Origin of the sequence: Microbacterium sp. AG238 (genome assembly GCF_003610405.1) — a bacterium.
GTDB lineage: Bacteria > Actinomycetota > Actinomycetes > Actinomycetales > Microbacteriaceae > Microbacterium.
Genome location: NZ_RAQC01000001.1, coordinates 1,996,248 through 2,019,635, shown reverse-complemented (window position 1 = coordinate 2,019,635; position 23,388 = coordinate 1,996,248). Strand labels below are relative to the sequence as shown.

General features: G+C 67.7%; 22 protein-coding genes and 3 tRNA genes. 13 read left to right on the top strand and 12 right to left on the bottom strand.

The genetic code is table 11. The annotated features are described in order from the left end of the window. Positions 1-111: 111 nt before the first annotated feature. The 5 genes from gyrB (at position 112) to DEU36_RS09425 (ending at position 5,404) form a co-directional block, all read left to right on the top strand. Positions 112-2,169 (top strand): DNA topoisomerase (ATP-hydrolyzing) subunit B, encoded by a 2,058-nt coding sequence (gene gyrB, locus DEU36_RS09445; protein WP_120263919.1) that lies wholly within the window; start codon positions 112-114, stop codon positions 2,167-2,169. A gap of 33 nt (positions 2,170-2,202) precedes the next feature. Beyond that, positions 2,203-4,782, top strand: a complete 2,580-nt coding sequence (gene gyrA / locus DEU36_RS09440; protein WP_120263918.1) for a DNA gyrase subunit A — start codon at positions 2,203-2,205, stop codon at positions 4,780-4,782. Then, positions 4,779-5,183 (top strand): DUF3566 domain-containing protein, encoded by a 405-nt coding sequence (locus DEU36_RS09435; protein ID WP_023953427.1) that lies wholly within the window; start codon positions 4,779-4,781, stop codon positions 5,181-5,183. Before gyrA ends, DEU36_RS09435 begins: the two co-directional genes overlap by 4 nt. Positions 5,184-5,244: 61 nt before the next feature. Further along, positions 5,245-5,318: transfer RNA gene (locus tag DEU36_RS09430), tRNA-Ile, on the top strand. Positions 5,319-5,331: 13 nt separating this feature from the next. After that, a tRNA-Ala gene (locus tag DEU36_RS09425) sits at positions 5,332-5,404 on the top strand. Between the two features lie 62 nt (positions 5,405-5,466). Here the strand turns inward: DEU36_RS09425 and DEU36_RS09420 are convergent. Together DEU36_RS09420 and DEU36_RS09415 are read right to left on the bottom strand one after the other, a co-directional pair. After that, positions 5,467-6,579 carry a S1 family peptidase gene (locus DEU36_RS09420; RefSeq protein WP_120263917.1) on the bottom strand — a complete coding sequence of 371 codons (1,113 nt, stop codon included), beginning with the start codon at positions 6,577-6,579 and terminating at the stop codon, positions 5,467-5,469. Positions 6,580-6,710: 131 nt separating this feature from the next. Then, entirely contained in the window at positions 6,711-7,361 is a 651-nt protein-coding gene (locus DEU36_RS09415; RefSeq protein WP_120263916.1) for a TetR/AcrR family transcriptional regulator, read from the bottom strand. Positions 7,362-7,428: 67 nt separating this feature from the next. On the opposite strand from DEU36_RS09415, the gene DEU36_RS09410 reads away from it, so the two are divergent. After that, positions 7,429-8,835, top strand: coding sequence for an MFS transporter (locus DEU36_RS09410; RefSeq protein ID WP_120263915.1), 1,407 nt, complete (start codon positions 7,429-7,431; stop codon positions 8,833-8,835). Positions 8,836-8,845: 10 nt separating this feature from the next. On the opposite strand, the gene DEU36_RS09405 is transcribed toward DEU36_RS09410, so the two are convergent. Both DEU36_RS09405 and DEU36_RS09400 read right to left on the bottom strand, forming a co-directional pair. Then, positions 8,846-9,331 carry an aminoacyl-tRNA deacylase gene (locus DEU36_RS09405; RefSeq protein WP_120263914.1) on the bottom strand — a complete coding sequence of 162 codons (486 nt, stop codon included), beginning with the start codon at positions 9,329-9,331 and terminating at the stop codon, positions 8,846-8,848. Between the two features lie 5 nt (positions 9,332-9,336). Then, on the bottom strand, positions 9,337-9,915 hold the full coding sequence (locus tag DEU36_RS09400) for a DNA helicase (RefSeq protein WP_120263913.1): 579 nt from the start codon (positions 9,913-9,915) through the stop codon (positions 9,337-9,339). 92 nt (positions 9,916-10,007) lie between these two features. On the opposite strand from DEU36_RS09400, the gene DEU36_RS09395 reads away from it, so the two are divergent. Both DEU36_RS09395 and DEU36_RS09390 read left to right on the top strand, forming a co-directional pair. After that, the gene (locus DEU36_RS09395; protein ID WP_396652158.1) at positions 10,008-10,565 is read left to right on the top strand and encodes a peptidylprolyl isomerase; all 558 of its coding nucleotides are present in this window, start codon (positions 10,008-10,010) and stop codon (positions 10,563-10,565) included. A 7-nt stretch (positions 10,566-10,572) separates the two neighbouring features. Beyond that, positions 10,573-11,472 carry a rhomboid family intramembrane serine protease gene (locus DEU36_RS09390; RefSeq protein WP_120263911.1) on the top strand — a complete coding sequence of 300 codons (900 nt, stop codon included), beginning with the start codon at positions 10,573-10,575 and terminating at the stop codon, positions 11,470-11,472. A gap of 75 nt (positions 11,473-11,547) precedes the next feature. On the opposite strand, the gene DEU36_RS09385 is transcribed toward DEU36_RS09390, so the two are convergent. Then, positions 11,548-11,787: a cell division protein CrgA gene (locus DEU36_RS09385; protein ID WP_120263910.1), complete on the bottom strand. Its 240-nt coding sequence runs from the start codon at positions 11,785-11,787 to the stop codon at positions 11,548-11,550. Positions 11,788-12,010: 223 nt separating this feature from the next. Here DEU36_RS09385 and DEU36_RS09380 point away from each other — a divergent pair, with 223 nt between their 5' ends. From DEU36_RS09380 to DEU36_RS09370, 4 genes are all read left to right on the top strand, one after another. Then, complete coding sequence (locus tag DEU36_RS09380; RefSeq protein WP_183045332.1) at positions 12,011-12,415, top strand: hypothetical protein; 405 nt, start codon at positions 12,011-12,013, stop codon at positions 12,413-12,415. A gap of 117 nt (positions 12,416-12,532) precedes the next feature. Continuing rightward, on the top strand, positions 12,533-13,264 hold the full coding sequence (locus DEU36_RS09375) for a class E sortase (protein ID WP_259455295.1): 732 nt from the start codon (positions 12,533-12,535) through the stop codon (positions 13,262-13,264). Then, positions 13,264-13,422, top strand: a complete 159-nt coding sequence (locus DEU36_RS16115) for a hypothetical protein (RefSeq protein WP_183045331.1) — start codon at positions 13,264-13,266, stop codon at positions 13,420-13,422. Before DEU36_RS09375 ends, DEU36_RS16115 begins: the two co-directional genes overlap by 1 nt. Continuing rightward, positions 13,419-14,045 (top strand): aminodeoxychorismate/anthranilate synthase component II, encoded by a 627-nt coding sequence (locus DEU36_RS09370; RefSeq protein WP_120263909.1) that lies wholly within the window; start codon positions 13,419-13,421, stop codon positions 14,043-14,045. The genes DEU36_RS16115 and DEU36_RS09370 overlap by 4 nt, the downstream gene beginning before the upstream one ends. A gap of 4 nt (positions 14,046-14,049) precedes the next feature. Here the strand turns inward: DEU36_RS09370 and pknB are convergent, their stop codons facing one another. From pknB to DEU36_RS09335, 7 genes are read right to left on the bottom strand one after another with little or no spacing between them, the layout of a single operon-like run. After that, the gene (pknB, locus tag DEU36_RS09365) at positions 14,050-15,798 is read right to left on the bottom strand and encodes a Stk1 family PASTA domain-containing Ser/Thr kinase (protein ID WP_183045330.1); all 1,749 of its coding nucleotides are present in this window, start codon (positions 15,796-15,798) and stop codon (positions 14,050-14,052) included. Positions 15,799-15,810: 12 nt separating this feature from the next. Then, positions 15,811-17,664, bottom strand: a complete 1,854-nt coding sequence (locus DEU36_RS09360; protein WP_120263907.1) for a serine/threonine-protein kinase — start codon at positions 17,662-17,664, stop codon at positions 15,811-15,813. Beyond that, positions 17,661-19,118: a penicillin-binding protein 2 gene (locus tag DEU36_RS09355; RefSeq protein WP_120263906.1), complete on the bottom strand. Its 1,458-nt coding sequence runs from the start codon at positions 19,116-19,118 to the stop codon at positions 17,661-17,663. The genes DEU36_RS09360 and DEU36_RS09355 overlap by 4 nt, the downstream gene beginning before the upstream one ends. Further along, positions 19,115-20,440, bottom strand: coding sequence for an FtsW/RodA/SpoVE family cell cycle protein (locus DEU36_RS09350; RefSeq protein WP_120264474.1), 1,326 nt, complete (start codon positions 20,438-20,440; stop codon positions 19,115-19,117). Before DEU36_RS09350 ends, DEU36_RS09355 begins: the two co-directional genes overlap by 4 nt. Before the next feature lie 56 nt (positions 20,441-20,496). After that, positions 20,497-21,732 (bottom strand): PP2C family serine/threonine-protein phosphatase, encoded by a 1,236-nt coding sequence (locus DEU36_RS09345; protein ID WP_120263905.1) that lies wholly within the window; start codon positions 21,730-21,732, stop codon positions 20,497-20,499. A 9-nt stretch (positions 21,733-21,741) separates the two neighbouring features. Further along, on the bottom strand, positions 21,742-22,299 hold the full coding sequence (locus DEU36_RS09340; protein ID WP_120263904.1) for an FHA domain-containing protein: 558 nt from the start codon (positions 22,297-22,299) through the stop codon (positions 21,742-21,744). Then, a complete protein-coding gene (locus tag DEU36_RS09335; RefSeq protein ID WP_120263903.1) occupies positions 22,296-23,036 on the bottom strand; it encodes a DUF3662 and FHA domain-containing protein in 741 nt (246 codons plus the stop codon). The genes DEU36_RS09340 and DEU36_RS09335 overlap by 4 nt, the downstream gene beginning before the upstream one ends. Positions 23,037-23,177: 141 nt before the next feature. Here DEU36_RS09335 and DEU36_RS09330 point away from each other — a divergent pair. Then, positions 23,178-23,261: transfer RNA gene (locus DEU36_RS09330), tRNA-Leu, on the top strand. Positions 23,262-23,388: the final 127 nt, after the last annotated feature.

Genomic DNA, 23,388 nt, shown 5'->3' with positions numbered 1-23,388 from the left:
GTCGTCGAATCCGACTTTCGCTCGCCATACGGGCGCTGAGCGCCGCGTGAGAGCGCCCGAAAGGGTAGACTGGACGGGACTGACCGAACCGATGTGGAGCGCTCGAAACCTATGACGTCTCAGAATCCCGACAGCGTTCCCGAAGACCCCGAAACCCCCGACACGGCTGAAGTGACCTCCACCAAGGTCCCCAACGAGTACGGCGCCGACGCGATCCAGGTGCTCGAAGGCCTCGAGGCGGTTCGGAAGCGTCCGGGAATGTACATCGGATCCACCGGTGAGCGCGGCCTGCACCACCTCGTCTACGAGATCGTCGACAACGCGGTCGACGAGGCGCTGGCCGGCTACTGCGACACGATCCACGTGACGATCCTCGAAGATGGCGGCCTGCGCGTCGTCGACAACGGCCGCGGCATCCCGGTCGATCCGCACGCGTCCGACCCGACGAAGTCGACCGTCGAGGTCGTGCTCACCGTGCTGCACGCCGGGGGAAAGTTCGGCGGCGGCGGCTATGCGGTTTCGGGTGGACTCCACGGCGTCGGATCGTCGGTCGTCAACGCTCTGTCCACGCGCTTCGAGGTCGAGATCAAGCGACAGGGCTCGGTGTGGCGTCAGACGTTCGCCGATGGCGGCAAGCCCCAGGCTCCGCTGGCGAAGGGCGAGGACAGCGAAGCCACCGGTACGACGGTCACCTTCTGGCCCGACGGTGACATCTTCGAGACGACCTCGTTCGACTACGACACGCTTCGCACGCGGTTCCAGCAGACGGCGTTCCTCAACAAGGGCCTCCGCATCACGCTCACCGACGAGCGTCCCGAGGCGTCCGTGGTCGTCGACCTCGACGAGGGCGGATCCGAGTCGCAGCAGCGTCACGACGACTTCCTCTACGAGCGCGGGCTCGTCGACTACGTGGAGTATCTGAACAAGCTGCGCAAGAGCGAGGTCGTCAACGACGAGATCATCGAGATCGAGTCCGAAGACACCGTGCGCCACATCTCGCTCGAGCTCGCGATGCAGTGGACGACGAGCTACACCGAGAACGTCTTCACCTTCGCGAACACGATCAACACCCACGAGGGCGGCACGCACGAAGAGGGCTTCCGCGCCGCGCTGACCACGCGTGTCAACGCATATGCGCGCGACAAGGGCCTCCTCAAGGAGAAGGACGACAACCTCACGGGCGACGACATCCGCGAGGGTCTCACCGCGGTCATCTCCGTCAAGCTGTCCGAGCCCCAGTTCGAGGGTCAGACCAAGACGAAGCTCGGCAACACCGAGGCGAAGGCGTTCGTCCAGAAGATCGTCGGCGATCAGCTCACCGACTGGCTCGACCGCAACCCCGCTCAGGCCAAGCGCGTCATCATGAAGGCCGTGGATGCCGCGACCGCGCGTCTCGCCGCGCGCAAGGCGCGCGAGACGGCCCGCCGGAAGAGCGTCTTCGAATCGGCATCCATGCCCGACAAGCTCAAGGACTGCACGAGCAAGGATCCGTCGATCTCCGAGATCTTCCTCGTCGAGGGTGACTCCGCCGGTGGTTCCGCCGTGCGGGGTCGCGACCCCGAGACGCAGGCGATCCTGTCGCTGCGCGGCAAGGTGCTCAACGTCGAGAAGGCGCGGCTCGACCGTGCTCTCGGCAACAACGAGATCCAGGCGATCATCTCGGCGTTCGGTACCGGCATCGGCGAGGACTTCGCCGTCGAGAAGGCGCGGTACCACAAGATCGTCCTGATGGCCGACGCCGACGTCGACGGTCAGCACATCACGACGCTGCTGCTGACGCTTCTCTTCCGCTACATGCGCGGGCTCATCGAAGCCGGCTACGTCTACCTCGCGATGCCGCCGCTTTACCGCCTCAAGTGGACCAACGCGGATCACGAGTACGTGTTCAGCGACAAGGAGCGCGACGCGCTGCTCGCCGACGGCCTCGCCAACGGCAAGCGCATCCCGAAGGAGTCGGGTATCCAGCGCTACAAGGGTCTCGGTGAGATGAACCCGAAGGAGCTGTGGGAGACGACGATGGACCACAGCACCCGCACCCTGCGCCAGGTGACGATCGACGACGCAGCCGCTGCCGACGAGATCTTCTCGGTGCTCATGGGTGAAGACGTCGAGTCTCGCCGCACCTTCATCCAGCGCAACGCCAAGGACGTCCGCTTCCTCGACATCTGATCGAGCCGAGCGACATCGAGAAACTGAGAACGCATGTCTGACGAAGAACGTCCCGACCTCACTCCTGCCCACAACCACGGCAACATCGACCAGGTCGACCTCCAGGTCGAGATGCAGCGGAGCTACCTCGACTACGCGATGAGCGTCATCGTGGGGCGCGCGCTGCCTCGCGTCGAGGACGGCCTCAAGCCCGTCCACCGCCGTGTCATCTACGGCATGTACGACGGTGGATACCGTCCCGACAAGAGCTACTCGAAGTGCGCCCGCGTCGTGGGCGAGGTCATGGGTCAGTACCACCCGCACGGCGACAGCGCGATCTACGACGCCCTCGTGCGCCTCGTGCAGCCGTGGTCGCTGCGCTACCCGCTCGCCGACGGCCAGGGCAACTTCGGCTCGCCCGGCAACCAGGGTGCTGCTGCCCCCCGCTACACCGAGACCAAGATGGCGGCCCTCGCGATGGAGATGGTCCGCGACATCGACGAGGACACCGTCGATTTCGAGGACAACTACGACGGCAAGACCCAGGAGCCGGTCGTCCTGCCCTCGCGCTTCCCGAACCTGCTGGTCAACGGTTCGGTCGGCATCGCCGTCGGCATGGCCACGAACATCCCCCCGCACAACCTGCGCGAGGTCGCCGAAGGCGCGCTGTGGTCGCTCGAGAACCCGGAGGCGTCGCGCGAGGAGCTGCTCGAAGCGCTCATGTCGCGCATCCACGGCCCCGACTTCCCCACGGGCGCGCAGATCCTCGGTACGAAGGGCATCCGCGAGGCCTATCGCACCGGGCGTGGCTCGATCACGATGCGTGCCGTCATCGAGGTCGAGGAGATCCAGGGCCGCAACTGCCTCGTGATCACCGAGTTGCCCTATCAGGTGAACCCCGACAACGTCGCGCTGAAGATCCGCGACCTCGCGCGTGACGGCAAGATCACCGGCATCGCCGACATCCGCGACGAGACGAGCGACCGCACCGGCCAGCGCCTCGTGGTGGTGCTCAAGCGCGACGCCGTCGCGAAGGTCGTGCTGAACAACCTGTACAAGCACACGCAGCTGCAGGAGAACTTCGGCGCCAACATGCTGGCGATCGTCGACGGTGTGCCCCGCACGCTCCCCCTCGATGGCTTCATCTCGCACTGGATCACCCACCAGATCGAGGTCATCGTCCGCCGCACGCGCTACCGCCTGAACGAGGCCGAGAAGCGCATGCACATCCTGCGCGGCTACCTCAAGGCGCTCGACGCCCTCGACGAGGTCATCGCCCTCATCCGCCGCTCCCCCACGGTCGATGAAGCGCGCGAGGGCCTCAAGAGCCTGCTCGACATCGACGAGGTGCAGGCCGATGCGATCCTGTCGATGCAGCTGCGCCGCCTGGCGGCGCTCGAGCGTCAGAAGATCATCGACGAGGCGACCGAGCTCGAGCTGAAGATCGCCGACCTCAACGACATCCTCGCGACCCCGGCGCGCCAGCGGTCGATCATCGCCGAGGAGCTCACCGCGATCGTCGACAAGTACGGCGACGAGCGGCGCACCCACATCCTCCACGGGTTCGACGGCGACATGTCGATGGAAGACCTCATTCCGGAAGAGGAGATGGTGGTCACCGTCACCCGTGACGGCTACATCAAGCGCACGCGCAGCGACAACTACCGTTCGCAGCACCGCGGCGGCAAGGGCGTCAAGGGCGCGCAGCTGCGCGCGGATGACGTCGTCGAGCACTTCTTCGTCACGACGACGCACCACTGGCTGCTGTTCTTCACGACGAAGGGCCGCGTGTACCGCACCAAGGCGTACGAGCTGCCCGAGGCCGGCCGCGACGCGAAGGGTCAGCACGTCGCGAACCTCCTCGCTCTGCAGCCGGGCGAGGAGATCGCCCAGATCCTCGACATCCGCGACTACTCCGCAGCCCAGTACCTCGTGCTCGCGACCCGCGACGGCAAGGTCAAGAAGACGGCGCTCACCGAGTACGACACGAACCGTCAGGGCGGTGTCATCGCGATCCGTCTCCGTGGCCAGGACGATGAGACCGGCGGCGACGAGCTGGTCAGCGCCCTCCTCGTCGATGAGGGCGACGACCTTCTGCTCATCACACGCAAGGGCATGTCGCTCCGCTTCTCGGCCACCGACGACGCACTGCGTCCGATGGGTCGTTCGACCGAGGGCGTGAAGGGCATGTCGTTCCGCGAGGACGACAGCCTGCTCTCGGCGTCCGTTGTGCGGGACGAGGGCTACGTGTTCGTCGTCACCGACGGCGGCTACGCCAAGCGCACCTCGGTCGACCAGTACCGCACTCAGAGCCGCGGTGGTCTGGGCATCAAGGTGGCCAAACTGAACGACGATCGAGGGGTCCTCGCGGGCGGTCTCATCGTGTCGGAGACCGACGAGGTCCTCGTGGTTCTTGCCAGCGGCAAGGTGGTACGCTCCTCCGTGGCCGAGGTCCCGGCCAAGGGTCGCGACACCATGGGCGTCGTTTTCGCTCGGTTCGGTGACGACGACCGCATCCTCGCCATCGCCCGGAACGGCGAGCGAGGACTGACCGAAGACGCGGCATCCGAGGATGCCCCCGCCCCGGATGCACCCCCGTCCGCGGATACCGAAGAGAGTGGTTCTGACGCATGAGCACGGTCGCCGACAAACTCGCCAAGAAGTCCACGAGCAAGACCAGCGCCAAGCAGGTGCGCCTGCGCCTCGTCTACGTCGACTTCTGGTCGGCCGTGAAGCTGTCGTTCCTCGCAGCTGTGGCCTTGGCGATCGTCACGGTCGTCGCCACCTTCCTCGTCTTCATGGTGCTCAGCACCACCGGTCTCATCGACCGGGTGGACGAGCTGTTCGTGGCGTTCTCGAACGGTGACTTCTCGATCAAGCAGTTCCTGAACCTGCCGCAGGTCATGGCCTTCGCGGCCGTCGTGGCCATCCTCAATCTCATCGTCATCACGGTGCTCGGCGCGGTCGTCGCCGGCATCTACAACGTGATGGTCAAGGTCACCGGCGGGCTGCTCGTCGGCTTCACCTCCAATTAGTAGATTCCCGATTCATCGGGTAAAGTCTTGGAGGTTGCCGGCGCGTGAAGCGCGTCGGTACGGGGCTATAGCTCAGGCGGTTAGAGCGCTTCACTGATAATGAAGAGGTCCCAGGTTCAAGTCCTGGTAGCCCCACCCCGAACCCCTCGGGGCCTTAGCTCAGCTGGTAGAGCGCCTGCTTTGCAAGCAGGATGTCAGGAGTTCGAATCTCCTAGGCTCCACAGACGAGAAGCCGGGTATCCGTTCAGAACGGATACCCGGCTTCGCTGTGTTCGCGCTGGTGTCAGCGGGTGAGCAGCCTCAAGCCGTACGCCTGCAGGATCTCGTTGACCGGCTGGAAATAGGTCGTTCCTCCGGTGCTGCAGTTGCCCGAGCCACCGGACGTGACGCCCTGCGCCTGGTTTCCGGCGAGCAGCGAGCCGCCCGAGTCGCCGCGCTCGGCACAGACGGACGTGCGGATGAGGCCCGACACCGTGCCCTCCGAGTAGCGCACACTGCTGTTGTAGGCCTGCACGTGGCCGCAATGCCAGCCGGTCGTGGAACCGGAGCGGCAGACCGTCGCACCCACCGCCGCAGGAGTGGAGCCGGAGACGGCGACAGCGCCACCGGCGTAGTCCGAGACCGTCCCGACGGGGGTGTGCGAGGGCGTCGCGACCCAGGCGTAGTCATCGCCGGGGAAGCTCGAGCCACGGAACGTGCCGTAGTTCGTCGACGCGCCCGCTCGCCCGCAGTGACCGGCGGTCACGAACCCGCCCTCGACCGCGAACCCGACGGAGCAGCGAGACGTTCCGTTGATCGTGTAGGCGATCCCGCCCTGAATCGTCGCGAACGTCTCGGGGGCCTCGGCGGTGGTCTGCACGCGCACTGCGTCGGCCGGGGCGCCGATCTGCGCGGCGACCTCGGATGCCGCCGTGTCGCCGAGGGCCTCGACGACGACCTGATTCGTGGTCACGTCGATCCACCACGAGGTGACGTCCGCATCAGTGACGATCTCGGCCAGACGAGCGGAGATCGCTTCCAGGTCATCGATCGAGTACGCGACCTCGACGGGAACGGCCCCCGCGCTCTCGGCGGCGTGCCGAGCGTCGGTGGTCGTCACTGCGGTGTAGACGGTCCGCGTCGGCTCGTCGAGCCAGGAGCCCGCGTAGGCTGCCCCGGTCTCGTCGGCGACTGTTGCGGTCGTGGCGTTCGCGGTGTCCTGGAACGCCAGGACGTCGAGGGCTCCGGCAGTGTCGGTGCCGAGCTCTTCAGCCATCGCAGAGAGCAGGCCAGGATCAACCTGCCCGGCCCCGTCGTCTGGGCTGGGCGTCTGCGCAGATGCCGGAGCGGTCATGATGCTCGTGAATGCCAGGCTCAGGGCGGCGATGCCCAGGGCCGAACGGGTCGGTGATCTCATGGGATGTCCTTCCATCGGGGGGAATGAATGGTGGGTACCCACTGGCATCAAAGCATCCCCAGGGCGATTTGCGAAGACCCCGTCGCGAAACTTGGACGGAATGTAACAAGCCTCGCAACAATCGAAGAAAATCAGGCGTGCGTGTGGTCGGCTCTCGTCGCGCGTGCCGTGTCCGACCCCGTGGCGATCCCATCCATCACCACAGTCACGACATCCTCGGCCAGCGTCGGCGTCACCGGCAGGTGTCCGAACAGCATCCGGTAGTAGATCGGCGCTGCGAGCATATCGAGGATGAGCGGGACGTCGATGTCGGCCCGGATGTCGCCGCGCTCGATACCTCGCCGCAGCGCAGCTTCGCTGGAGGCCCGGCGCGGGTGGAACAGCCGGTCGAAGAACTCCTTCTCGAGCTCGGGATCGAGAGCGAGGTCCGCCACGAGCGCCGGCAGAACCGACCGCCCGATCTCGTCGCCGAACGACGGGCTGAGGGAGCCGATTCCCTCGATGAGATCGCACCGGGTGCAGCCGGTGTCGGGAGTGGGTGCCGCGCCCAGTCGATCCAGGAGCGCGCTGACGATGAGGTGCTGTCGCGACCGCCACCGCCGACGCAGCGCCGGGGTGTTCGTGCCCGCGCGTGCGGCGACGTCTTCGAGCGTCAAGCCGCTGTAACCGCGCTCGGAGAGGACGTCGAGCGTCGCGCGGCGGATCGCCTCGTCGATACGCGGATCGCGGGGCCGGCCTCGACCGGGGCGGTTGCCGTGGCCGTCGTCTGTCGTCGGGACCATGACGCAACGGTACCGGTTTAAATTATGTTCTACTATCGAATGTATTACGGCGTCGAAGGGATGAGACATGACGGAAGACCGGGGGAGTCGAGTCGGAGTCCTCGACGACCGACACCGCGCGCTGACAGCGGGCATCCTGCTCTCCGTGGGCATGGTCGCGTTCGAGTCGCTCGGCGTCGCGACCGTGCTGCCGGTGATCGCGCGCGATCTCGATGGACTCGCTGCCTACGGGTGGGGGCTCTCGGCGCTCATGCTCGCGAACATCATGGGCACCGTCGTCGCGGGCCACATGGCGGATCGCCGAGGAGTGTCACGTCCCCTGATGATCGGCATGCTCGTGTTCCTCGCGGGCTGCGTGATCGCGGGTGCCGTCGGATCATGGCCGCTCTTCCTGGTGGGTCGGGTGGTCCAGGGAATCGGCGTCGGTGCGGTGATGGCCGCGAGCTACACCGTCATCGGGCGCGCATACCCGGAAGTGCTGCGAGGCCAGATGTTCGCGCTGTTGTCATCGGCGTGGACGATTCCCTCGCTCGTCGGGCCACTGCTGGCGGGGCTCGCCGCCGACCTCGTGGGCTGGCGTTGGGTGTTCGTTGCCATGGTGCCGCTGATCGTCGCCGCGATGGCGCTCACGCTTCCGCGCCTGCGCCGGATGACGGATGCCGGACCGGGGCGCGCCGAAACGGCTTCGGATGGGGGAGTGCGGTGGTGGCGCGGGCCCCTGGCCAGTTCGCTCCTGCTCACGCTGGGAACCGCGCTTCTGCTCCAGGCTCTCCTGTTCGGGAACCTCGCGCTGACGGCGGCCGGTGTGATCGTCGGCCTTCTGGTCGCGCTTTCGTCGTTCCGTCGAGTCACGCCCGAGGGAACTCTGTCGGCGCGCCCGGGTCTCGGCGCGGGCGTCATCGTGCGCCTGCTGCTCAGCGGCGCCTACTTCGGCAGCGAGGCGTTCCTGCCGCTGGCTTTCCAGGAACTGCGAGGGCAGACGCCGGCGGCGGCGGGGCTGGCGCTCTCCGCGGGCGCGCTGACCTGGGTGGCGGGCTCTCTGCTCCAGGCCCGGTGGGACCGTCGCCATCAGGGGCGCCGCCGCTCGAGGGCCGTCGCGATGGGAGCGATCATCCTGCTGCTGGGCACCCTGACGATCGCCGTCACCGCCCTCGTCGACGCGGTTCCCGCCTGGATCGCGATCGCCGGCTGGGCCGTCGGTGGACTGGGGATGGGTATCGCCTTCAATGCGTCGACGACGGACACGATGGAGCAGGCGGCCGAAGGGCAGCAGGGACAGGTGAGCAGCGCGCTGCAGCTGGCGCAGACCCTCGCCACCGCCCTCGTCGCGGGCATCGGCGGCGCGATCGTCGCGTCGGCGACGGGAGCCGCCGACCGCCTGCCGGCCACGATCGCCACCGTGTTCGCGGTGACCGCCGCTCTCGCGGCCATCGCCATCGTGCTCGCCGGTCGGCTACGGCCCGCCGCTCGGTGACGGGGCTGGGTCAGCGCGATCGCTGCTCGGTGATGTCGGCGACGGTCGCGCCGTACGCGGCGACCAGGGCATCGGCGTCGACGAACAGGCTGTAACCGTGCGCACCGGCACCCATCGCGATCCGTCGACCCACGATCGACGAATCGGCGAAGACCGGCCAGTCGTGGGTACTGCCGATCGGCACGATCGTGCCGCGCTCGTAGCCGGTCGCCGCGAGGGCGAGCTCGGGCTCGGGTAGCCGGAGCTTGTTCACGCCGACGAGGGCGCGGAGCTTCGGCCACGAGATCACCCGATCGCCGGGGACGAGCGCGAACAGGTACGTGTCGTCGCTGCGCTTGACGACGAGGGTCTTCACGATGTCGTCGGGCTCGAGTCCGAGGAGCGCGGCAGCCTCGTCGAGGCTGCGCGCGTCGGGGCGCGGGCGTACGACGACATCGAGCCCACGCTCGGCCGCTGCGAGGCGGACACGAGACGTGGGCTCGAGACCTTCGGTCATCCGATTCAGGCGTCGGGAGCGCGCAGCGGGTCGTCGGCAACCCACAGCTCGTCGTCGGCGCGCAGCGTCTGCCATGCGGCGTACAGCACGCCGGCTGCAGCGGCCACACCGAGGATCAGAGCGATGACGCCACCGGCGCCGCGCTTCTTCTTCGGCTCGGGGAGCGAGGCGCGCGACTGGATCTTCTTGGTCGCCTTCTTGCCGTACTTGGCGGCCTTCTTCTTCACCGACGACAGATCGAGGTCGACGCCGCGGCCATGGGCGAGGCGACCACGGGTGTCGTTCGCCGCATCCCACACCGACAGGGCGCCGCCCACGACGGCACCGGCGGCCGGAATGAGGGCACCGTTGTAGACCTTGCGGGTCGCGCGAACACTCTTGTCGACGTACGGCGCGGCGTACTGCTCATAGGTGTTCTGGACGGCGGGCTTGACGTGCTCGCGGTTGTAGTGGCCCAGCTGGTGGCCGGCGTCGCGTGCGACTTTGGCGGCCTCTCCCATCAGGACCTGCTGCGACTCCCACAGGGTGTTCGCCTGCTTCTGGAGCTTGCGGAGTTGCTTCTTGCGCTTGCGGCTGAGGCTCACGTGGGCCCTCCCTGCATCGTGGGACGTTTTCCCTCATCTTGCCAGAGTGCGCTCCAGCCAGCAGGGCATTGACAGGTGCGAGAATGGCACACATGCCTCAGCACACTGCAGTAGCGACGATCCACACCAACCACGGCGACATCGTCGTCAACCTTTTCGGCGACCAGGCCCCCCGCACGGTGAAGAACTTCATCGGCCTCTCGGACGGTTCGCAGGAGTGGACCGACCCCGCGACGGGCCGGCCCGGTGAGGGCCCCCTCTACACGAACGTCATCTTCCACCGCATCATCCCGAACTTCATGATCCAGGGCGGCGACCCGCTCGGACAGGGCATCGGCGGCCCCGGCTACAACTTCGACGACGAGATCAGCCCCGAGCTGGACTTCCAGAATCCCTACATCCTCGCCATGGCGAACGCGGGTCTGCGCCGCAACGCGATCACCGGCAAGGCCGAGGGCACGAACGGGTCGCAGTTCTTCATCACGACCGACCCCACCCCGTGGCTCCAGGGCAAGCACACCATCTTCGGTGAGGTGGCGGATGACGCGTCGCGTCAGGTCGTCGACACGATCGCCGCGGTGAAGACCGGCGCACAGGACCGTCCGGTCGACGCCGTCGTCATCTCGTCGATCGACGTCGCGGCGGTCTGAGCGCTACGTGAGCGCGTCCGAGCTGCGGAGCAATCCCGACAACTTCTGTTACCGGCATCCCGACCGGCAGAGCTTCGTGCTCTGCCAACGGTGCCTGCGCACCATCTGCGCGGAATGCCAGACGCAGATGCCCGTCGGTGTGATCTGCCCCGAATGTCTGCGTGATCAGCAGAAGAGCTCGGGCGCGCCACGTCCCCGCCGCGCGCCGCGCATCCTCCGCGCGGTGCGCTCCGACGACTCGCGGCCGCTGGCCACCTACGCCATCATCGGCGTGACGTTCTTCGCCTTCGTCGTGGGCCTCATCCCGGGTGTGGGGCTGATGGTGCAACAGGCCCTCGCGCTCGTCCCGCCTCTGCTCTACCCGTCGTTCACAGGATCATTCGAGCCGTGGCGCCTGTTCACGGTGCTGCTGGTGCACAGCGGATTCTGGCACGTCGGGCTCAACATGCTCGCGCTCTGGATGCTCGGGCGCAGCCTCGAACCGATGCTCGGACGCGGTCGCTTCGTGTGGCTCTACCTGCTCAGCGGCCTCGGGGGATCCGTCGCCGTCGTGCTGTTCGGCTTCACGTCGGCTGTCGTCGGAGCCTCGGGTGCCATCTTCGGCCTCTTCGGCGCCTTGCTCGTGATCGGTCGCCACATCGGCGCGAACATCACCGGTATCGCCGTCGTGCTCGGGATCAATCTCGTCATCACGTTCCTACCGCTTCTCACGAGCGGGCTCGGCGGCGGTGGCGGCATGCAGATCTCGTGGCAGGCACACGTGGGCGGCCTCGCGGTCGGAGCGCTGGTCGGTCTGATCTACGCACGAACGCGAACGATTCGCCGTCAGCGCCTGCAGGTCTGGCTGCTCGGCGCCACCGCCGCGGGGCTGATCGCTCTCCTCGCGGTGCCGCTCGCGCTGTACTGAGAAAAGTTATCCACAGGTCTATCCCCAGGTGGGGATGGAATCACACCGGTGTGATTCACCCCTTGTGGATGACGCTCAGCGCCACCGCGTCGTCATGAGGAACCCGACGAAGGCGATGCCGAAACCGATCACTAGGTTCCACCCGCCGATACCGGGCACGGGCAGTGTGGAGCTGCTGAGGTAGAAGACGAGCACCCACACGAGTCCGATGAGCATCAGCCCCAGCATGATCGGCTTGAACCAGACCGGGTTAGGTGCGTCATCTGCGGGGCGTCGCTCCACGGTCGGGTCGTCGTGGTCGCTCGAAGATGCCATGGGAGAATCCTAGCCGCCGGACCCCGGGTCTCCCCGGCTCCGCCGGTCAGGTCTCCCACAGGCCGCCGTGGGAGAGTGGGAACGTGCTCCGCTCCGGTGATGGCATGCCGAATCGAGAGGGGCCGACATGCCCGCATGGTGGGAACAGGTCGTACACGCATTCACCGGTCGAGTGAGGCGGCACGACGATCTTCCTGATCTGCGACAGCTACCGTCTCGCGCGGTGAGACTGGAGCGCACCCACTATCTCGTGAACGACCGGGAGCGTCAGACCCGTCGCCCGCGTACCTACGTTCTGCGCACCGAGGTCGACGCGTCTCGCGGACGCGGCAACGTCGCCGTCTTCTCGAACGGTCGCGGCGTCGGGTATCTGCCCGAGCCGGTAGCGGCCGAGATGCATCCTCTGCTCGACCACATCGGCGGCGCGGCCGTGGTGAACGGCGCCGGCGTCAGAACCGGCAGCATCCGGCTTTGGATCGATCTCCCGACCCCGGGTTCGGTCCGCGGGCTCGTCGATGCCGATACCGCGAACCGGGATACGGCGAGCGAGCACGCCGAACCGCAGAAGCGATCCGAAACGCGTCGGCAACGATTCACCCGGTTCACCCGCCCGTCGATGGTCGGGTGAAATGGAGGTCTTCTCTGCGACCACCCCCAGGGCCGAAGGATAAACTCGGCGATTGTGGAGAGCACCCGTACGTCGACCAGACGCTCACGTCGCTCGCAGTCGCGCCCGCGACGTCGTGTGAGCGTCATCAGCGTGTTCGGTGAGCTCCTTCTCACGGCCGGCGTCGTGATGCTGCTCTTCGTGAGCTGGCAGATGTGGTTCGGCGACATGATCATCGGCTCGCAGAAACAGGCCGAGGCGCAGGCGCTCTCGCAGCAGTGGCAGGCTCAGGCACAGGCGCAGGAGTCGCCCACGCCCAGCGAGACTCCCGCAGGCGATCCCGAGACTCCCGGCCCCGCCGCCATCCCGGTTCTCGCCGAGCCCGAGCAGGGCGCCGAGTTCGGCGTCATGTACATCCCGCGTTTCGGCCCCGACTGGCAGTTCACGATCGCGAACGGCACGGGGAAGAAGGCGATCCTCGACAAGGGACACATCGGTCATTACGAGGGATCGGCGATGCCGGGCGCGGACGGCAACATGGCCGTCGCGGCACACCGATGGACCTCCGGTGCTCCCTTCGACCCCGTCGACCGCCTCGTGGTCGGCGATGCGATCGTCATCCAGACCCAGGACGGCTGGTACACCTACCGTTTCCGCAACGTCGAGTACGTGCAGGACACCGCGATCGAAGTGCTCAACCCTGTTCCGCAGCAGGTCGACCTCAGCGCCAACGGCAAGTACCTCACCCTGACGAGCTGCGCGCCGAAGCTCAACATGCTCGAACGCATCATCTCGTACGCGGTGTTCGAAGAGTTCACCCCGACGTCGGCGGGTCCGCCGGCGTCGCTGACAGAGGGAGCCCCCGCCTGATGTACGGAGCATTGTGGCGAGTTCTGCCCGGTCCCTGGTGGCTCCGGGTCGTCTTCCTCCTCATTCTCGCGGCCGCCGTCGTCTACGCGCTGTTCTTCTGGGTGTTCCCCGCCGTCGCGCCGTTCTTCGCCCCCGGCGAGGAGTCGACGGTCGGGTGACCGCCGTTCTCGTGATCGACAATCACGACAGCTTCATCCACACTCTCGTCGGGTATCTCCACGAGCTTGGGGCCGAGACCGAGATGGTGGAATCGGATGCCGTGGCCGATGCGTCGCGCGCGATCGCGGGCTTCGACGGCATCCTCGTCTCACCCGGCCCGGGGACCCCCGAGGGCGCCGGCGCCTCGATCGACGTCGTGCGCGCGGCGGCGGCATCCGCGATCCCCTTACTCGGGGTGTGTCTCGGGCATCAAGCCATCGCGGTCGCGTTCGGTGCGACCGTGACGGAAGCGCCGGAACTCATGCACGGCATGACCTCTGACGTTCGGCATGACGGGTCATTCCTCTTCGAAGGGGTGCCCACGACGTTCACGGCAGGCAGGTATCACTCGCTTGCGGTGCATGCGGAGACCGTCCCCGACGAGCTGCGGGTGACCGCTCGGGCTCCGGGCGGCACGATCATGGCGATCGCACATCGCGACGCGCCCATCGTCGGCGTGCAGTTCCACCCCGAGTCCGTGTTGACCGACGGCGGCTATCGGATGCTCGGCAACTGGCTCGCATCGGCGGGGCTGGCGGGCGCGGCACTACGCGGCGCGCGGTTGCATCCGCATCGGAGGTGAGTCGTCAGCTTCCGGTGCAGACCCGCAGCGTGACGGTCGACCCGATCGGCACTTCGCCCGGCGCGAGCGACTGCGATGAGACGGTTCGTCCTCCCGCGGCCGCGGCGCAGCCCGGGTCTTCGACCACCTCGGGCACCAGTTGCCGTGACTCCTGCTGCAGCTCGCGCTCGGCGGCCTCGACCGTGTATCCGGTGAGATCGACGAGAGTCACGGTGCCGCTCGCGACGACGAGGTTGACCGACGATCCCATGGCGAGCGCAGAGCCCTCCGGAGCCGATGCCTCGATGACCGTGCCGGCAGGCAGGGTCGGATCGTTCCGCGAGCGGACGGTGCCCAACTGCAGGCCGGCACGCTGCAGTGCCTCGGTCGCCTCCGTGCGCGAGAGGTTCTGCAACGGCGGGACCGTGGCCATCTCCTGGCCCGTCGAGACGTACACGGTCACGCGCTGCCCGGGAGACAGGGTGATGCCTGCGGCGGGCTCGGTGTCGATGACGTCGCCCGCCGGTACCGTGTCGTCGCTGCGGTCTGAGCGGACGGGATTCAGCTCGGCCTCCGCGATGAGGTTCTCCGCGAGGTCCCACGACTTGCCGGCGACTTCGGGCACGACGCGCGACGTGCTGGGGACGGTCGTGCCCGCGTCGCGGAAGGCCAGCACCCAGATGAGCACCGCGATGAGCAGCGCCGCGAGCACCGCGACGCCGGCCCAGATCCAGCTGACCGGGGGACCGGACTGCGTGCGCCGCATGGTGTTGTCGGTGCTGAGCTGACGAAGCGAGCGTGCCGTCTCGGCTGCATGTCGCGGGTCGGGTCCGTAGAGCTCGCTAGCGAGCGCGCCCATCTGACGCTTCGTCGGCTGTTTGCCGCCGACGGCCTGCTCGAGGGCGGCCCGGAACTCCGTGGCGTCTTGGAACCGCTGGAAGGGGCTCTTCGCGAGGGCCCGCAGAACGACGGCATCCAGCGCCCGCGGCACCTCGTCGGAGATCTCGGAGGGCGGCAGCGGCGCCTCGCTGACGTGCTGGTAGGCGACGGCCACGGGCGTCTCGCCGCGGAAGGGCGCGCGCCCGGTCAGCAGCTCGTAGAGAACGACGCCGGTCGAGTAGAGGTCGGCGCGCGCGTCGACCGGCTCGCCCTTGGCCTGCTCGGGAGAGAAGTAGGCGGCCGTGCCGATGATCGCGGTCGTCTCGGCGACCGTCGACGACGAGTCGGACACTGCGCGTGCGATGCCGAAATCCATCACCTTCACGGCCCCCGCGTCGGTGATCATGACGTTCCCGGGCTTGATGTCGCGGTGAACGACCCCGGCGCGGTGCGAGTACTCGAGGGCCTCGAGGATGCCGTCGACGTAGCGCACGGCATCCGCCTCGGCGATGGGTCCGGCGTCGACCATGTCTTTGAGCAGACGTCCGGTCACGAGCTCCATGACGATGTACGGCACCGAGTGCTCGCTGCCGTCGGGGTCGGTCTCGGTGTCTTCGCCGGCATCGAACACCCGCACGATCGACGGGTGCGCCATGCGCGATGCCGCTTGCGCCTCGAGACGGAAACGCATCCGGAAGCCCGGGTCGTCGGCCAGCTCGCGCTTGAGCACCTTGATCGCGACATCTCGCCCGAGGGTCACGTCGTACCCTCGATACACGCTCGCCATGCCGCCGCGCCCGATGGGCTCGTCGATGCGGTAGCGCCCTGACAGCACACGTTGCTCTGCCGACACGTCACTCCCTGCGTTCGACTCGTACTCGGATGTTGGACTCATGGTCGAACTCGGTCAGTTGTTGCTTCCGCCGTTGCTGCTTCCGCCGTTGCCGTTTCCGCCGCCGTTGCTGCCGCCGTTGCCGTTCTGGCTGGGGGTCGGCGACGGCGCCGTCTGAATCGTGGCGGCCGCCTCGGAAGAGGCGGGCGACGTGCGGTCGCCGCTCTCACCCGCGCACGTCACGGTGTACGTGACCGAAAGGGCTCCGGAGTCTCCGACGGTGACCGGAGCCGGGCGCTGGTTGAGGCTGAAGCTCGACGTGGTCTGGCCGTTGGCGAACGTGCCGCCCGAGACCGTGAAGCGGTACTCCGACGGGGTCAGACCCGCGGGGCACGTGTAGCTCGACCACATGACCTGCACGGTCGAGCCCGCGGTGACGCTGGTGACGGTCTGCCCGTTCGACTGGATGGTCGGTGCGGCCGGCGCCTCGAGCGGGCTCTGCTCGGCGTACGACGTCAGGGTCACCGAATCGGTGGGCTTGACGTTGCCGAGCGGGACGACGTCGTAGACCTGGCCGACCTGATCCTCGCTTGGAGCGGGGTTGCCGGGAGCGCAGGTGACGTTCTCGAGGCCGGCGCGCTCGGCGACGGCGAGAGCGTCTTCGCACGAACGGCCGGTGAGGCCGAGTCCGTCGACGTTGATCGAGGACGGGGTGCTCGGGGTCGCCGGCGCCGAGGGAGTGTCTGCGGGGGTGGACGGTGCCGAGTTGCTCGGGCTCGAGGGAGCGGGATCGGGGTCACCGCCGCCGGAGAGCAGCGCGAAGAGCGTGCCGCCGAGCACGATGACGAGCAGGGCGATGAGCGCCACGAGAGGCCAGGTCCACCGGCTGCGCTTGCGCTTGGGCGTTTCGGCGAGATTGTCGTCCGCAGCAGCAGCTTCGGACGCAGCGCCTGCCGAACCCGCGGCCGAGAGGCCGGCACCAGCCGCCGCCGCGCCTGCCGGCAGCAGCAGAGTCGCGGTGTCGCCTCCCTCTGAGGGCAACAGCTGCGTCATGTCGCTCGTGCCGGCGCCGGCCGCGATCGCCGGGACCGCAGCGTGAGCCGCGGCCAGATCTCCGCGGCGGAGGGCGGATGCCGCCCGTGCGACGGCCGACGCGGATGCCGGACGGTCATCGGGCTTCTTCGCGATCATCGCGAGGATGAGCCTCTGCACCGGGTCGGAAACGGTCGCAGGCAGCGGCGGAGGCTGCTCGTTGATCTGCGCCATGGCGATCGCGACCTGCGACTCACCCGTGAACGGACGCTTGCCCGCGACGGACTCGTACGCGACGATGCCGAGCGAGTAGATGTCGGTCGCCGGGGATGCCGGGTGCCCCGAGGCCTGCTCGGGGGAGAGGTACTGCACCGTGCCCATGACCTGACCGGTCGCTGTCAGCGGCACCTGATCGGCGATGCGCGCGATGCCGAAGTCGGTGATCTTCACGCGGCCGTCGGGGGTGATGAGAAGGTTTCCCGGCTTGATGTCGCGGTGTACGAGGCCAGCCGCGTGCGCAGCCTGCAGCGCCGATGCGGTCTGGGCGACGATGTCGAGCGTCTTGTCCGACGACAGCGAGCCCTCGCGCTCGAGGATGGTCGACAGCGCCTCGCCGGGGACGAGCTCCATGACCAGGAACGCGCTGCCGTTCTCTTCGCCGTAGTCGAAGACGCTCGCAATGCCCTCGTGGTTCACGAGTGCGGCGTGACGGGCCTCGGCGCGGAAGCGCTCGAGGAACCCGGGATCACCCATGTACTCGTCTTTGAGGATCTTGATCGCCACCGTGCGGCCGATGACGTGGTCAGTGGCTTCCCACACCTCGCCCATACCGCCGATCGCGATCCGCGAATCCAGTTCGTAACGCCCGCCGAAGCTCACGCCTTGCATGGGTCTCATCTGTTCAGCACCGCCTCGATAACCTTCTTCGCAATGGGGGCTGCGATCCCGCTGCTCGTCCCGGCCTGCCCCTGGCCGCCCCCGTTCTCGACCATCACTGTGACGGCCACCTGGGGGTCATCCGCCGGCGCGAAGCCGGTGAACCACAACGTGTACGGATCGCCTGGACCGTGCTCCGCAGTGCCCGTTTTTCCGGCGACATCGACGCCGTCTATTCTTGCACCGCTCGCCGCACCATCACGGACATTGGCGACCATGAGGGTTCGCATCTGCTCGGCGACATCCGTGCTGAGCGCACGTCCGAACTCGCTCGGCTCGAACTTCTCCTGCACCGTCAGGTCTGGTGCGACGACGGAGTCGAGCAGCTGCGGCTTCATCACCATGCCGCCGTTCGCGATGCCGGCCGAGACCTGGTTGATCTGCAGCGGCGTCGCGACGACGTCCCCCTGACCGAAGCCGGAAAGCGCCGTGCGGGCGTCGTTCAGTCCTCGGGGGTACTCGGACGCGGCCGCCGGGAGCGGGATCTCCATCTCGCTGTTGAACCCGAACTTCTCGGCCTCTTCGCGGATGGCGTCGTCGCCGAGTTCGACCGCGAGCTCGGCCATCGGGATGTTGCAGCTGAGTCGGAGCGCGGTCGCCAGGGTGACCGTGTCGCCGGGGCCACAGGTGCCGAGGTCGAAGTTGTGGAGGGTGTTGCTCGTGCCGGGGATCGTCCAGGTCGCGGGGTTCGGGAACGTCGACTCGGGCGTGTACTTTCCCGACGACAGTGCGGCGGAGGCCACGACGAGCTTGAACGTCGACCCTGGCGGGTTGAGGTCACCGCCGATGGCGCGGTTGAACAGCGGCTTGAGGGGGTCGGCCGCGAGCTGGTCGTATGCCGCGTTGACCTCGGCGGAATCATGCGAGGCGAGCACGTTGGTGTCGAAGCTCGGGCTCGTCACCATCGCGAGGATGCGTCCGGTGGACGGGTCGCTCGCGATGACGGCCCCCTCGTACCCCTGCAGTGCGTCGAACGCGGCCTGCTGGATCTTGGGGTCGACCGTGAGCAGCACGTTCGAGCCGCGCGCGGGTGCACCCGAGATGATCTGCTCGAGGCGGGCGAGGAACTGCGTGTCGTCGGTGCCCGAGAGCGACTGGTTCATGATCTGCTCGATGCCCGTCGACGAGCCCAGCACCGGGTTGATCCAGCCCGTGATGGGCGCCCACAGGGCGGCATCCGTGTACTGGCGCTGCCACGAGTAGATGTCGCCGCTCGGCACGGATGCCGCAACGACCGAGCCGCCCGCGATGATGGACCCGCGCTGGACCTCGAACGAGTCGTACAGCGTTCGCCGGTTGCCTGGGTTCTCGTTGAGCGCCTGGGCCTGGATCACCTGGATCCAGCTGGTCGAGACGAACAGCGCGAGGAACATCGCCAGCATCACGAAGCTGAGTCGCCGCAGTTCCTTGGTCATCCGATCACCACCCGGGGTCGAGAGCGAACCGCATCCGAGATGCGGAGAAGGAGGGCCACGATGATCCAGTTGGCCACGAGCGACGAGCCGCCCGCCGCGAGGAACGGCGTCGTCAGGCCCGTCAGGGGGATGACGCGGGTCACACCGCCGACCATGATGAACACCTGCAGCGCGATCGTGAACGACAGGCCGGTCGCGAGGAGCTTGCCGAAGTCGTCCTGGCCCGCCAGGCCGATGCGCACGCCGCGGCTCGTGAAGACCATGTAAAGGCACAGCAGAGCGAAGACGCCGATGAGGCCGAGCTCTTCACCGAGGCTCGGGAAGATGTAGTCGCTCTGCGACAGCGGCGTCATCCACGGGCGACCCTGGCCGAGCCCGGTGCCGATGAACCCGCCCTTGGCGAGTCCGTAGAGGCCGTTGATGAGCTGGAAGCTGCCGCCCGCGGCATCGACGTTGTTCGGGTCGAAGGGGTTCAGCCAGTTCTGGAAGCGACCGTTGACGTACGGCAGCACCTGCGAGGCGAGGATCACCCCTGCCAGCACCAGGCCGAGGCCGATCATGACCCAGCTGGTCTTTCCCGTCGCGACGTAGAGCATCGCGATGAACATGCCGAAGATCAGGGTTCCGGTGCCCAGGTCGCGCTGGAGCACGATGATGCCCAGCGAGATCGCCCAGATGACCAGCACCGGGCCGAGCTCGCGTGCCCGGGGCCACGTCACGCCGAGGAACCGGGTGCCCACGGACGTGAGCGACTCGCGCGTGCGCACCAGGTATCCCGCGAAGAAGATCGCCAGGGCGATCTTCGCCAGCTCACCGGGCTGGAACGAGACGATGCCGCCGATCGACACCCAGACGTCGGCGCCGGCCTCGACACCCAGGCCCGGGACGAACGGCAGCAGCAAGAGCGCGATGCCCGCGAACCCGAAGACGTAGGTGTACCGGAAGAGCACGCGATAGTTGCGCAGGGCGATCACCACGATGAGGGCGGCCACCAGGGCGATCGCGCACCAGACGATCTGACGCACGGCCAGCATGTCCCAGCCGTCGGACGTGCCCTCGAGATCGATGCGGTAGATCATGGCGATCCCGATGCCCGACAGGAGCGTCGCGATCGGAACGACGAAGGGATCCGCATCGCGGGCCCGCAGGCGCAGCACAACGTGAATCGCGAGTGCGAGCACGTCGAGCACGGCGCAGTAGATCAGGAACGACGAGTCGATCGCCCCGTTCTTCCCGAGCTGCACGAGGGCGAGCGCGGCGGCGTTGATCACGAACGCGAAGAGCAGCAGGCCCAGCTCGCGGTTGCGCTGCGTCTGCGGCATCCGCAGTTTGCGCAGTGCCTTGATGACCGAGGTGTCGGCCGAGACGGCGGTGCCGGTCACGATGATCCTCCGTCCACGCGCAGGTTCTCGACGATGGCTTGGGCGTCGGCGAGCGAGTCGGCCGCGATGGTCTGCTCCACGAGCTGTAGTTGGTACGGAGCCAGGTCGGTGAGGGCGATTCCGGTGTCTTCTTCGGGGGACGACAGTGAGATCGGCCCGATGCTCGGCGGGATGCCGCGGTAGATCACGACCGTGTCTTCGTCGACGCCCACGAAGTAGCGGGTCTGCGTCCAGCTGTAGGCGCCGAACAGCACGACCCCGATCGCCGCGAGGATGACGATGAAGCCGGCGAACCAGGTGAGTCGGCGCCGGCGTGCGCGGCGGCGGTCCTCCTCGATGAGCTCTTCGAGGAACTCAGCCGCGGGCTCGAAGTGCGTGGGCTCGTTCGCGGCCTGGCGGGCAGGATGCAGCCAGCTGCTGCGCTGCGGGCGAGCCGCGGGCACCTCGATGCCGAGCGGGTGCGAAGCCGAACCGACGACCGTCGGCGGTCCGCTGAACAGCGGGTGTTGCCCACCGACGTCGACGATGACGATCGTGACGTTGTCGGGCGCGCCGCCGTCGAGCGCCTGCTTCAGCAGGCTGTCGGCCGTGCGGCCGGGAGCCCAGCCCTGACCGAGCGCCTTCGCCGTGTGCGTGTCGTCGACGACGCCCGAGAGGCCGTCGGAGCACAGCAGCCACCGGTCACCGGGTTGCGTGGGCATGACGAACGTGTCGATCTCGGGATCGGGGTCCATGTCGCCGAGCACACGCATCAGAACCGAGCGACGCGGGTGGTACCGGGCTTCTTCGGGGGTGATCCGGCCCGAGTCGACCAGACGCTGGACGAACGTGTGGTCCGTCGTGATCTGCGTGAGCGCACCGTCGCGGAAGAGGTACAGGCGCGAGTCGCCGATGTGGGCGATGACGGCGTACTCGTCGACCATCACGAGAGCGCTGACGGTGGTGCCCATGCCGGCGAGCTCGGGACGCACCTTGACGGTGCTGATCAGCTCGGCCGCGGTGTCGGCCAGCGCTTCGCGCAGGGCGGCCTCGGCCTCGGTGGTCGACGAGAAAGCGTGGTCGAGGCTCTCGAGCCGCCGGACCGCCAGGCTCGACGCGACGTCACCGCCGGCGTGCCCGCCCATGCCGTCGGCGACGACGAACAGGTTCGAGCCGCAGAAACCCGAGTCCTGGTTGTTCGAGCGCACCTTCCCGGTATGCGAGATGGCGGCGCTGGAGCCTTGGAAGACCATGCGTGAGGGCTACTTCCGCAGTTCGAACGTCGTCGCGCCGACCTTGATCGGCGCTCCCACGACGACCGGAACCGGAGAAGCGACGCGCTCGCCGTCGTGCCACGTGCCGTTGGTCGAGTCGAGGTCTTGGATCATCCACTGGTTGCCCCACAGCACGAGACGCGCGTGGTGGCTCGAGGTGTAGTCGTCACGGATGACGAGACCCGATTCGCTCGAGCGGCCGATGGTCAGCGGCTCGGAGCCGAGCGGAAGTTCGAGGCCGGCCTTGGGGCCGCTGGTGATGACGATGCGCGACACGGCGTCGGTCGTCGCCTTTCCGCCCTTTCCCGCCGGCGGGGGAGTGCCGACGGCGCCGACCGCCGCCGTGGCGGCATCCGGAGACGACGTGGGCGGGCGGGTGACCGCCGGGCTCGCGGCCGGGGCGGCACTGGCGGCCGCCGGCTCGGGGAGCTTGCGCACCTTCACACCGAACAGGTCGGCGCGGAGCGAATAGACGACGGCGAAGACGAAGAACCACAGCAGCACCAGGAAGCCGATCTGCAGCAGCAGGAGGGTCAGCGGACTCATCGGGCGTCACCTCGGGTGTCGTACATACGGGTCGCGTCGGCCGCCGACATGCGAGGGCGGGCGGGGGCCTGAGCCTGCGGAACAACGCGGAAGACGATGTCGGTGCGCCCGATGCGCACGACGCCATCCGACGGCAAGGCGGCCTCGCTGACCCGCGCGCCGTTGAGCTGGGTGCCGTTGGTGGAACCGAGGTCGCGCACCATGGCGCGCTCTCCGTCCCAGAGGATCTCGACGTGCTTCCGGCTGGTGCCGGCATCCGGAATGGTGATGTCGGCGTCGCTGCCGCGGCCGATGACGGTTCGCGCGGCGACGATCGGATGCCGCGTGCCGTCGATGTCGAGCACGGCCTGCCACGACACGCGGGCGCCCGCATCCGAGTTCGAGTCGACGCGGACGGTGCCCGTCGACAGCTGCGGGTCGTCCTGCAGGGCGACGGTCACGGCACCCGAGAACGAGTAGCCCTGGGCCTTCGCGTGCTTCTCGACCAGGCCGCGCAGCTCGTCGAGGAGGGCGGGGCCGATGGCGTTCATGCGCTCGGCGTCGGTGTCGGACAGGCGCACCGTGAAGGCGTTCGGAACGAGGATGCGGTCGCGGCTGACGACCGCGGCCTTCTTGTCGAGTTCGCTGCGGAGGGCGGATGCGATCTCCACCGGCTGGACGCCGCTGCGGAAGGTCTTGGCGAACGCGCCGTTGACGGCACGCTCGAGACCCTTCTCGAAGCTGTCAAGTAGTCCCACTGGGCTCCTCAGGCAGGCGGATGGTTGCTTCATCGTAGTCAGCGAGACTGAACGGACCATGCATTGGGCCTCGGATCGCGGCTCAGGAGCCGCCGTCGGCGTGATATCCTCGGGAAGTTGAGTTCGTGGAAACACGTTCTCGCGCGAGTGGCGGAATAGGTAGACGCGCTGGCTTCAGGTGCCAGTGCCCGCAAGGGCGTGGGGGTTCAAGTCCCCCCTCGCGCACAGTGAGACGAAGGCCTCCGACCGGGAAACCGGCGGGGGCCTTCGGCGTTCTGTCATCTTTTCTCTTATTGGGTGCTCATGTCACGCCGATAAGTTCGCGTGGTCGCCACCGGCGGCGCCGTAGGTG

Coding starts and splice junctions, on each gene's coding strand:
- gyrB (WP_120263919.1), top strand. CDS start 112: ATGACGTCTCAGAATCCCGACAGCGTTCCCGAAGACCCCGAAACCCCC.
- gyrA (WP_120263918.1), top strand. CDS start 2,203: ATGTCTGACGAAGAACGTCCCGACCTCACTCCTGCCCACAACCACGGC.
- DEU36_RS09435 (WP_023953427.1), top strand. CDS start 4,779: ATGAGCACGGTCGCCGACAAACTCGCCAAGAAGTCCACGAGCAAGACC.
- DEU36_RS09420 (WP_120263917.1), bottom strand. CDS start 6,579: ATGAGATCACCGACCCGTTCGGCCCTGGGCATCGCCGCCCTGAGCCTG.
- DEU36_RS09415 (WP_120263916.1), bottom strand. CDS start 7,361: ATGGTCCCGACGACAGACGACGGCCACGGCAACCGCCCCGGTCGAGGC.
- DEU36_RS09410 (WP_120263915.1), top strand. CDS start 7,429: ATGACGGAAGACCGGGGGAGTCGAGTCGGAGTCCTCGACGACCGACAC.
- DEU36_RS09405 (WP_120263914.1), bottom strand. CDS start 9,331: ATGACCGAAGGTCTCGAGCCCACGTCTCGTGTCCGCCTCGCAGCGGCC.
- DEU36_RS09395 (WP_396652158.1), top strand. CDS start 10,008: ATGCCTCAGCACACTGCAGTAGCGACGATCCACACCAACCACGGCGAC.
- DEU36_RS09385 (WP_120263910.1), bottom strand. CDS start 11,787: ATGGCATCTTCGAGCGACCACGACGACCCGACCGTGGAGCGACGCCCC.
- DEU36_RS16115 (WP_183045331.1), top strand. CDS start 13,264: ATGTACGGAGCATTGTGGCGAGTTCTGCCCGGTCCCTGGTGGCTCCGG.
- pknB (WP_183045330.1), bottom strand. CDS start 15,798: ATGAGTCCAACATCCGAGTACGAGTCGAACGCAGGGAGTGACGTGTCG.
- DEU36_RS09360 (WP_120263907.1), bottom strand. CDS start 17,664: ATGAGACCCATGCAAGGCGTGAGCTTCGGCGGGCGTTACGAACTGGAT.
- DEU36_RS09355 (WP_120263906.1), bottom strand. CDS start 19,118: ATGACCAAGGAACTGCGGCGACTCAGCTTCGTGATGCTGGCGATGTTC.
- DEU36_RS09350 (WP_120264474.1), bottom strand. CDS start 20,440: ATGCCGCAGACGCAGCGCAACCGCGAGCTGGGCCTGCTGCTCTTCGCG.
- DEU36_RS09345 (WP_120263905.1), bottom strand. CDS start 21,732: ATGGTCTTCCAAGGCTCCAGCGCCGCCATCTCGCATACCGGGAAGGTG.
- DEU36_RS09340 (WP_120263904.1), bottom strand. CDS start 22,299: ATGAGTCCGCTGACCCTCCTGCTGCTGCAGATCGGCTTCCTGGTGCTG.